Raw genomic sequence first — 10,070 nt, 5'->3', positions numbered from 1 at the left:
CGGGATATGCTTGCATATAAGCTGGAAGATAGAGGAAAGAAGCTGATAAAGGTCGATCGGTTTTATCCATCCAGTAAAACCTGCAGCAAATGCGGAAAGATCAAGAAAGAATTGTCACTGTCAGAACGGATCTATGAATGTGGGTGCGGGAATCGGATGGATCGGGATGTGAATGCAGCGATCAATATCCGTGAAGAAGGAAAAAGAATTTTATGCGCATAACTGCGCCTGAAATATGCCCGTAACCGGGCAGAAAAGAACCGCGGGGCACGCGGGGATAGCTTATTGATACTTAGCCCTATCGGGTTATTGAGTAAGAAGCCCCTACTTCAAAGCTTTAGGGCTTAAGTAGTGGGAGCATGTCACAGGTAAAAACATTCTGTTTATGATCCTTTTATCAACGATGATGATTCCGTGGGATGTAACCATGATTCCACAGTACATGGAGTTCAAATGGTTCGGATGGATCAATACGTTGAAACCGCTGATCGTGCCATCATGGTTCGGTTCGGCATACTATATATTCCTGATGCGTCAGTTCCTTGCCGGTATTCCGAGAGATTATGAAGAGGCAGCCAGAATCGACGGGGCCAATGATTTCCAGATTTTTTATAAAATATTCGTGCCAATTATGAAACCATCACTTATACTGGTAGGTGTATTGAATATGATTGCAGCATGGAATGACTATCTGGGACCATTGATTTTCTTACAGGACAGAGATAAATACACTCTGGCTTTGGGACTTGCAGCATTTAAGGGAGTACATTCAGAAAAGATCATTCCTATGTTGTGTATTACGATTATCATGATCATACCGCCAATCATTGTCTTCTTATTTGCGCAAAAATATATTGTTGAGGGAACCAGCGGTTCTATTAAATAAATATTTGGGGGAGATAGTTGAGGGAAGCGGTGAGGGATCATTGCTTCCCTTTGTATCTGATGTGAAGAACGATTTGCTTAAAGGAGTAAAATATGGCAATTAAATTTCATGAATCAACGAAAGAGTTTCATTTATATAATGAACAGATCAGCTATATCATTCGTGTTTTAGAGAATGGACAGCTCGGCCACGTATATTATGGGAAACATATTACCGATAAAGAGGATTTTGGCTATCTGATCGAATATGCGAGAAGGGATATGGCTCCGTATCCGTTCGAAGGAAATAGTACATTTTCTCTGGAACACCTGAAACAAGAATATCCGACTTTTGGTTCGGGGGATACCAGGTATCCGGCATTTGAACTGGAACGGGAAGATGGAAGCCGCACAGTTGACTTCAAATATAAAAAGCATGAGATCTTTAAGGGGAAGAAGGGTATTGAAGGACTTCCGGCTGTCTATGTTGAAAGTGAAGAAGAGGCGGATACGCTGGAAATTGTGCTGGAAGACAAACTGATACACACACAGATTCTGCTGTCATATACCATATTTAAAGACATTCCGGTTATTACAAAGCATGTGCGCTTTTCGTGTGAGCATTCGGAAGGAATCACACTTCTTAATTGTATGAGCGGATGTCTGGATCTCCCGGACAAGGAATATGAAATGGTAGAACTGGCAGGTACATGGTCCAGGGAGCGCCACCCACATACACGGGAACTGAACTATGGAGTACAAAGTGTGTACAGTATGCGTGGGTGCAGCAGCCATCAGTTTAATCCGTTCCTCATGCTGAAGAGAAAGAATGCAGATGAGTTCAGTGGAGAGGTTTTAGGTTTCAGTCTTGTATATAGTGGGGATTTCCTGGCACAGGTAGAGGTCGATAATTTTGATGTGACACGTGTGGTACTCGGAATCCATCCGAATGAATTCCGGTGGGAACTGAAACAGGGGGAAAGCTTTCAGACTCCGGAGATGGTCATGGTTTATTCTGAGAATGGTATGAACGGAATGAGTCAGGTCTATCATGAATTATACCGGACGAGACTTGCGCGCGGCACATGGCGTGATAAGGAAAGACCGATTTTAATTAATAACTGGGAAGCTACGTATTTTGACTTTAACGAAGAGAAAATCCTGGATATTGCAAAAAAAGCAAAAGATATCGGTGTGGAATTATTCGTCCTGGATGACGGATGGTTTGGAAAGAGAAACTGGGATAACTGCTCTCTTGGGGATTGGTATCCGAACCTTGAAAAGCTTCCGAATGGTATAACAGGGCTTGCAAAAAAGATTGAAGAAATGGGCATGAAGTTCGGACTCTGGTTTGAACCGGAGATGACGAACAAGGACAGTGACTTATACCGTGAGCATCCGGACTGGCTGCTTGCAGACACAAGAAGACAATACTGCCACAGCAGAAATCAGTATGTGCTTGACTTCTCAAAAAAAGAAGTGGTGGATCACATTCATGCGCAGATGAGAGCGATTCTGAAAGACGCTCCGGTTTCCTATGTGAAATGGGATATGAACCGAGCATTTTCCGAAGTATTTTCTAATGGAAACGGAAGAAGTTGGCAGGGAAAAGTAAGACATAAATATATACTTGGAGTTTATGACTTGTATGAACGACTGACCGGAGAGTTCCCTGAGATTTTGTTTGAATCCTGTGCAAGCGGCGGAGCCAGATTTGACCCGGGTATGTTGTATTACGCTCCGCAGGCGTGGACATCAGACAACACCGATGCGATAGATCGAATTAAAATACAGTATGGAACTTCCTATGTATACCCAATCAGCAGCATAGGCAGCCATGTGTCTGCGGCTCCGAATCATCAGGTATTCCGCGACACACCGCTTGAGACGAGAGCAAATGTGGCATTCTTTGGAACGTTTGGCTACGAACTGGATATCACAAAGCTTCCGGAAGATGAGATTGAAAAGATGCAAGAACAGATTTCCTTTATGAAAGAGCACAGAAAGCTGATTCAGCAAGGAGTATTTACACGCCTTGAGAGTCCGTTTGAAGGAAATAATTCAGCTTGGCAGGTTGCTTCTGAGAAGAAAGATGAAGTGCTGATGGCTTATTTCAGACTGTTGGAACCGGCACAGGGAAAATTCGAAAGAATCTATCTGAAAGAGCTGGAAGAAACTGCAAAATATTCTGTTCAGGAATGCTTTGGTGCACATATGGATTGCGGAGTGCATTATGGAGATGAATTGATGTACGCGGGCCTTAGTGTATCGGATTGTTCTGCAGGAATTCCAATGCTTGCAAGGGAGCAGCAGGGAGATTATTTTTCACGGCTCTTTTATCTGAAGAAAGTGGAAGAATAAATAAAAAGTATCGAAGATGAAAAGGGGAGCGCTGCGCAGTGGCTTTGGGGAGCCGGTGTACAGCGCTTTCGTAGAATGGGGCTATAATGGAAAAAATTAACTTAAATGAAAATTGGTGTATCTGCTGCACGGATGATGCAAAATGTTTTTATTCCGATGTGCCGGCTACTGTTGCTAACACATTGTATGAAAATGGAGAGATTGAAGATCCGTATTATGGTGAAAATGAGTGGAAAACCTACGATGTATTAAAAAAAGATTATGAGTTTACCAATACATTTTCCGTTTCAAATAAAGTAATATCCAGTGACAAGGTTCTGCTTCGTTTCGAGGGACTTGACACGGCGGCTGACATTTATCTGAATGATCAGCATCTCGCTTTTGTAAATGATATGAATCGTACCTATGAGTTTGATGTGAAAGATATTTTGAAGGAAGGGGAGAATTCCATCCGCATCTTATTTCATTCAAACATTGAATATGCATTGGAACAGCACAGAAAAGAACCATATTATACGACTTCTGATACAGTAGATGGTTTCAGTCTTGTTCGAAAAGCACATTGTACCTATGGCTGGGACTGGGGCCCGAAACTGCCTGATATGGGGATATGGAGACCGGTCAGCATTGTTGCATATAATCTGGCGAAATTTGAGGATGTCTATGTTCGTCAGCACCATCATGAAGGCAATGTGGAAGTTCAGTTTGATGTTGCATTTGAAAGACTTGCAAATGGAAAAGAAACAGAGCTTGAAATCAGTATTGTATCGCCGGAAGGAAACTGCATCGAACAAAAATATTGTGGAATCAAAACAAAAGATTCCTACACGATCCAGAAAACTGATCGAACAGTGCGTGAAAGCGAACTACAACTGTATCCGTGTGTGGAGGCTGATTTCACAGAAGTGCTGAAGAATAAAGCCACATTCCGTTCGCAGTATCTGGAGTATATCTTATATGAAGGAGAAAATGAGACGAGCCGCGGCACCTTATTGTTCTGCAGACCGAAGCACTTTGAATTTGCAGATCCTGGTCTTACCTATACGGTTGAAGAAAACGAAGACAGTTATATTCTCAGATTCCGTACGGAGAACTATGCCAAATATGTTGTACTGGAAGCGGAGAAGTTTGATTTTGTCGCGAGCGATAACTGTTTTGACATTTCAAAAGGCGAAGAAAAAGTAATCGAGATTAAGAAAGTGGATATTACAAAGGATGGGGAGACAATCCAGATTCAGCCTTCTGACTTTGAAACGCTTACAATCTTAAATGCGTTTGACATCAAATAGTGGATGTAACATAGAAACAGGTGCTTGACCGTGCCGAAAGGAGAACAGAATGAAACGATCTAAGATTAATGCAGAAATTTATTTTGTTAGTCGTGACAGGGATAATTCTGCATCCGCTTCAAGGAGCGATGTTCGTAAAAATCGTACATAAACTGGCAGCAGTTCTTTTTCTGATTGGTATGCTGTGGCATATGTGGCAGCACAGAGCAAAAAGGAAATAGAATCCTTAGAAGGAAGCACCGTGTGTATTCAAAAAAATTCAACATAATATGGCATAGGACTAGTCATTACACTTATGATTTGATACAATACCTTATAGCAAATCAGCGAAAAGGAGAGAATGCAAATGGAGATTACAAACGACATTAAATATGTAGGTGTCAATGATCATGAAATTGACCTGTTTGAAGGTCAGTATGATGTTCCGAACGGCATGGCATACAATTCCTATGTTATTGTGGATGAAAAAGTAGCCGTTATGGATACCGTAGATGCAAGATTTCAGCATGAATGGCTGGATCAGATCGGTGCTTTACTGGGAGACCGCCAGCCGGATTATCTGATCATTCAGCATATGGAACCGGATCATTCCGCAAATATTGCGAATTTCATGGATATCTACAAAGATACAAAGATCGTGTCCAGTGTGAAAGCTTTTGCAATGATGAAACAGTTTTTTGGAACTGATTTCACAGACAGACAGATCGTGATCAAAGAAGGGGATACGCTGGAACTCGGAAAGCATACCCTGGCATTTGTCGCTGCACCAATGGTTCACTGGCCGGAAGTTATGGTGACATATGATACCTGTGACAAAGTGCTGTTCTCTGCAGACGGATTCGGTAAATTCGGCGCTCTGGATGTAGAAGAGGACTGGGCATGCGAAGCTCGTCGTTATTATATCGGAATCGTAGGAAAATACGGCGCTCAGGTACAAAATCTGCTGAAGAAAGCAGCAGGACTGGATATTCAGACGATCTGTCCGCTGCACGGACCGATTTTGAAAGAAAATCTGGGATATTACCTTGGACTTTACAACACATGGTCTTCTTACGAAGCAGAATCAGAAGGAATTGTGATCGCTTATACTTCCGTATATGGCAATACAAAGAAAGCCGTCAATGCACTGGCAGATAAACTCCGTGCAAAAGGCTGCCCGAAAGTAGAACTGCATGACCTTGCACGTACGGATATGGCTGAAGCTGTGGAAGATGCATTCCGCTACAACAAGCTGGTACTTGCCACTACGACTTATAACGCAGACATTTTCCCGTTCATGCGCGAATTTATCAATCATCTGACCGAACGCAATTATCAGAAGAGAACGGTGGCATTTATCGAAAACGGCTCCTGGGCTCCGATGGCTACAAAGGTTATGAAAGGCATGCTGGAAAAGAGTAAAAATCTGACCTATACAGAGAATACAGTACGTATCATGTCAGCACTGAATGAAGAGAGCAGTGAGCAACTTGAAAAACTGGCTGATGAGCTTTGTGCAGACTATATTGCACAAAATGCAGATACAGCGAATAAAAATGATCTGTCTGCACTTTTCAACATCGGATACGGGTTGTATGTGATTACATCCAACGATGGAAAGAAGGATAATGGTCTGATCGTAAATACGGTATCTCAGGTTACGAATACTCCGAACCGGGTCGCTGTAACGATCAATAAGGCAAATTATTCTCATCATGTGATCAAACAGACAGGAATCATGAATCTGAACTGCCTGTCTACGGAAGCGCCGTTCCGTGTATTTGAGAGATATGGTTTCCAGAGCGGAAGAACGGTTGATAAATTCGAAGGCGTTGAAACACTTCGCTCTGATAATGGACTGGTATTCCTGCCGAAATACATTAATTCCTTCATGTCGTTAAAGGTAGAACAGTATATAGATCTGGATACACATGGAATGTTCATCTGCAGTATTACAGAATCCCGTGTGATCTCTAATGTGGAAACGATGACCTATACTTACTATCAGAATTATGTAAAACCGAAACCACAGACTGAAGGAAAGAAAGGATTTGTCTGCAAGATCTGCGGTTATATCTATGAAGGCGATGAACTGCCGGAAGACTTTATCTGCCCGCTGTGCAAGCATGGAGTGGCGGATTTTGAGCCGATTGCGTAGAGGAAGATGTGTGGTTGTGCGTAACACGCAATAAGAATATTGAATCAGAAGATGCCCTGAAATGCCGAAACTGAACGGTGTTTTGGGGCATCTTTTATGTTGATTTAGAACAGTAAGGAATTGTATTTCGTATTTCCTTATGTTAGAATACAGACAAAGCATTTAGTTCTATTTGTCTAAGCGAAAAGTGTCTGATTTTATCTCATACATCAGAATTTTTTAGAAATCTCAATGCTTGCAGATATTTATGCGAACATTACGAAAAATGCGAATCTGTACGGGACACAATGAAGAATTGATGAATATGCGCCAGACCCGCGCGGAGGGGTATGAGGATGGCGAAGCCGCTGGAATGATAAAGGGCGAAGCGATTGGAAGGCAGCAGATTAATCAGTTGAATATTCTTCTTGAAGAGCAGAATCGGACGGTAGATATCATAAAAGCAGCAAATGATCCGGAGTATCAGAAGAAATTATTGGAAGAATTTTCACTATAAGGAGTTATAAGCGAGTTCTGAATTTAGAAGAAAAGATAATTAGAAAATAAAGAATAGAAACAGTCATTGCAGAATATTGGACGCTGTATTTCAATTCCTGCAATGGCTGTTTTTGATTCTGAGGAGAGAAAAAAATTTAAAAAAATTAGCACTCACCTATTGACAGTGCTAACAATAAGTGTTATATTACAACTAGAACAAGGGAAGAGGAAAAATAAAAGAACAGAAACTGAATCTCGAAGTTCAAATCTACAAACAATATAACATACATATATATTTTAAGAAGGAGCGATGCTTTATGTTAATGCCTAGTATTTTTAGAAACGATGTATTTGATAACTTTTTTGAGGATCCATTCGGAAGTTACGGGGCAACGGATTTGATGAGTACAGATATCCAGGATAAGGATGGCGCATATGAGATTACGATGAATATCCCGGGTGCGAAGAAAGAAGATGTACAGGCAGAACTGAAAGATGGTTACCTTACCATTCATGCTTCGGTAAATGCGAAGAGAGATGACAAAGATGAGAAAGGACATTACATCCGCAGGGAAAGATATTCAGGAACCGGAAGCAGAAGTTTCTTTGTAGGAGATGATGTGACGGAAGAAGATATCAAAGCAAAATTCGAAGACGGAACACTGAAGATGATAATCCCGAAGAAAGAAGCCAAACCTGCCGTTGAGACAAAAAGGTTTATTTCGATTGAAGGATAATGGATAACAGATAACAATAGTATATTAATTGATTTGAATTGAATGGAGGAATGACTTATGATGACACCGAGTATTTTTGGAAATGACTTTTTTGATGATTTTTGGAGTTTCCCGTTTTATAATGACAAAGATGTAAAGAGAATGGAAAAGAAAGCCTATGGGCGTGGCGCTAAAAATATCATGAAAACGGATATCAGAGAGCATGATACAGGATATACGATTGAAGTGGAGCTTCCGGGCTTTAAGAAAGATGAAGTAAAGGTATCGCTGGAAGATGGATACCTTACGATCAATGCTGCGAAGATGCAGGAGGAGAATGAGAAGGATAAAGCGACCGGAAAATACATCCGTCAGGAACGTTTCTCCGGAGCTTGCCAAAGAAGCTTCTATGTAGGTGAAGATCTGACGGAGGAAGATATTAAAGGAGAATTTAAGCATGGCATTTTGAAACTGGAGATTCCGAAAAAGGAAGCAAAGCCCGTAGTAGAGACGAAAAAGTATATCACGATTGAAGGATAATTTTTTAGGACTCTCTTATATCAGTGAAATAAAGGAGCACGCTGCAGACTTTACCGTCGGCAGCGTGCTTTTTCTGAGCATTTAGCTGTTTATAAAAACCGATAAATGGAAAAAATTAGTGAATCTGACGATGTATTATTTACTCTTCGTGTGCTATATTAGGAGTGCCCCAAAGGGCGGTCATTGTATGAGAATACTTTGAGAAAATGAGTCAGGGAGGGTGTTAGCTTGAAAAAACGATATTATTTTATGACTACTTTGTTTACTCTTATTTTAGTCAACCTAGCAAGTCCAATGGCGGTATTGGCAGCGGATCATGCTGTAAAAAAGGCAGATGCAATCGTTCCGCCGCTTTGGATGTGTGTTCCGTTTGCCGGACTTCTTCTTTGTATTGCAGTTATGCCACTGATCAAACCGGCGTGGTGGGAGAAACATCAGCCGTGGGCCGTGATTTTGTGGTCTGTTCTTTTTGTGATACCTTATGCGGTTGTATATGGGATGGGGACTGCCGCAGAAACAGTTCTGGAATGTATCATCGGGGATTATTTAACATTTATTGTGCTTTTGTTCGGACTTTTCTGTGTGGCTGGTAATATTACGATGGAAGGAGACCTTGCAGGTTCGCCCAGAGTGAATGTGATATTACTTACACTTGGAACCGTTTTGTCAAGTCTGATCGGAACGACGGGAGCAAGTATGCTGATGGTGCGCCCGGTCATAAAGATGAACTCGTGGCGTAAGAAGAGAGCACATATCATGGTGTTTTTCATTTTCCTGGTGTCCAATATCGGAGGGTGTCTGACACCGGTGGGAGATCCGCCGCTTTTGATGGGATTTTCCAGAGGAGTGCCGTTTTTTTGGAGCCTGCATCTGTTCCCGATTTTACTCTTTAATATGGTAGTATTATTAACAGTATTTTATTGGATCGATCGTCGTGCGTATTGCAGGGATATTGCTTCAGGGCGGATGCCGGATATCAGCAGACCGGGCACAAAGATTACGATCAAAGGTCTGCATAATATTATTTTTCTTGTAATGATCGTTGCAGCTGTTATACTGAGTGGCGTGTTGCCAGAGCTCCCGCTTTTCCGGGATGCGTCGGGAAATGTAAAAGGAATTCCTGTGTTTGGAAGTGTCACACTGACCTGGCCTGCGATAATCGAAATGGCGATCATTCTTCTGGCAGCATTTCTGTCATTTAAAACGACGGATCAAGAAGTGCGGAAGAAAAACCATTTCACATGGGGAGCAATTCAGGAAGTTGCGGTGCTTTTTATTGGCATATTTATCACGATGCAGCCGGCGCTTATAATTCTTAAGAGTATGGGGGCGAGTCTGGGGCTTACCAAACCGATGGAAATGTTCTGGGTGACCGGTGCGCTTTCCAGTTTTCTGGATAACACGCCGACTTATCTGGTGTTCCTTACAACGGCAGGCGTTATGGGATTCACAAAAGGAATTGCGACTACACTGGGAACGGTTCCGGTGAAAATGCTGACGGCGATTTCCTGCGGCGCGGTATTTATGGGAGCGAACACATACATTGGAAATGCTCCGAACTTTATGGTGAAATCCATTTCAGAAGAAAATGGTATTCGTATGCCGTCATTTTTCCATTATCTGTTATGGTCTGTTTGTGTATTGGTTCCGGTGTTCCTGCTGGATACACTCGTGTTTTTTAGATAG

9 protein-coding genes and 1 pseudogene are annotated in these 10,070 nt (G+C 41.9%); all 10 read left to right on the top strand.

All coding sequences use genetic code 11. From position 1 onward, the window contains the following. Positions 1-222: zinc ribbon domain-containing protein (locus tag ACTNA4_RS04850; protein ID WP_441028777.1), on the top strand; the 222-nt coding region annotated here is incomplete at its 5' end. A 145-nt stretch (positions 223-367) separates the two neighbouring features. Next, positions 368-886, top strand: a pseudogene (locus ACTNA4_RS04845) (carbohydrate ABC transporter permease); the annotation flags it as partial. A gap of 92 nt (positions 887-978) precedes the next feature. Then, positions 979-3,225 carry an alpha-galactosidase gene (locus ACTNA4_RS04840; RefSeq protein WP_441028775.1) on the top strand — a complete coding sequence of 749 codons (2,247 nt, stop codon included), beginning with the start codon at positions 979-981 and terminating at the stop codon, positions 3,223-3,225. Positions 3,226-3,311: 86 nt separating this feature from the next. After that, positions 3,312-4,514, top strand: a complete 1,203-nt coding sequence (locus tag ACTNA4_RS04835; protein WP_441028773.1) for a glycosyl hydrolase 2 galactose-binding domain-containing protein — start codon at positions 3,312-3,314, stop codon at positions 4,512-4,514. A 68-nt stretch (positions 4,515-4,582) separates the two neighbouring features. Beyond that, positions 4,583-4,735, top strand: coding sequence for a hypothetical protein (locus ACTNA4_RS04830; protein WP_441028771.1), 153 nt, complete (start codon positions 4,583-4,585; stop codon positions 4,733-4,735). 125 nt (positions 4,736-4,860) lie between these two features. Then, the gene (locus ACTNA4_RS04825) at positions 4,861-6,651 is read left to right on the top strand and encodes a flavin reductase (protein ID WP_441028769.1); all 1,791 of its coding nucleotides are present in this window, start codon (positions 4,861-4,863) and stop codon (positions 6,649-6,651) included. Between the two features lie 247 nt (positions 6,652-6,898). Next, positions 6,899-7,147 (top strand): hypothetical protein, encoded by a 249-nt coding sequence (locus tag ACTNA4_RS04820; RefSeq protein ID WP_427807763.1) that lies wholly within the window; start codon positions 6,899-6,901, stop codon positions 7,145-7,147. A gap of 298 nt (positions 7,148-7,445) precedes the next feature. After that, positions 7,446-7,865 carry an Hsp20/alpha crystallin family protein gene (locus tag ACTNA4_RS04815; protein ID WP_427807761.1) on the top strand — a complete coding sequence of 140 codons (420 nt, stop codon included), beginning with the start codon at positions 7,446-7,448 and terminating at the stop codon, positions 7,863-7,865. A 57-nt stretch (positions 7,866-7,922) separates the two neighbouring features. After that, complete coding sequence (locus tag ACTNA4_RS04810) at positions 7,923-8,384, top strand: Hsp20/alpha crystallin family protein (RefSeq protein ID WP_427807759.1); 462 nt, start codon at positions 7,923-7,925, stop codon at positions 8,382-8,384. Positions 8,385-8,678: 294 nt separating this feature from the next. Beyond that, positions 8,679-10,070 carry a sodium:proton antiporter gene (locus ACTNA4_RS04805; protein ID WP_441028787.1) on the top strand — a complete coding sequence of 464 codons (1,392 nt, stop codon included), beginning with the start codon at positions 8,679-8,681 and terminating at the stop codon, positions 10,068-10,070.

The organism is Bariatricus sp. HCP28S3_A7, from assembly GCF_052066375.1.
Lineage (GTDB): Bacteria > Bacillota > Clostridia > Lachnospirales > Lachnospiraceae > Allocoprococcus.
The sequence above is the reverse complement of the archived record's forward strand: the minus strand, read 5'-3'. Positions and strand labels throughout refer to the sequence as shown.

Bases quoted from the DNA above. Each gene is read 5' to 3' on its own strand.
- ACTNA4_RS04840 (WP_441028775.1), top strand. From the start codon at position 979: ATGGCAATTAAATTTCATGAATCAACGAAAGAGTTTCATTTATATAAT.
- ACTNA4_RS04835 (WP_441028773.1), top strand. From the start codon at position 3,312: ATGGAAAAAATTAACTTAAATGAAAATTGGTGTATCTGCTGCACGGAT.
- ACTNA4_RS04830 (WP_441028771.1), top strand. From the start codon at position 4,583: ATGCAGAAATTTATTTTGTTAGTCGTGACAGGGATAATTCTGCATCCG.
- ACTNA4_RS04825 (WP_441028769.1), top strand. From the start codon at position 4,861: ATGGAGATTACAAACGACATTAAATATGTAGGTGTCAATGATCATGAA.
- ACTNA4_RS04820 (WP_427807763.1), top strand. From the start codon at position 6,899: ATGCGAACATTACGAAAAATGCGAATCTGTACGGGACACAATGAAGAA.
- ACTNA4_RS04815 (WP_427807761.1), top strand. From the start codon at position 7,446: ATGTTAATGCCTAGTATTTTTAGAAACGATGTATTTGATAACTTTTTT.
- ACTNA4_RS04810 (WP_427807759.1), top strand. From the start codon at position 7,923: ATGATGACACCGAGTATTTTTGGAAATGACTTTTTTGATGATTTTTGG.
- ACTNA4_RS04805 (WP_441028787.1), top strand. From the start codon at position 8,679: ATGGCGGTATTGGCAGCGGATCATGCTGTAAAAAAGGCAGATGCAATC.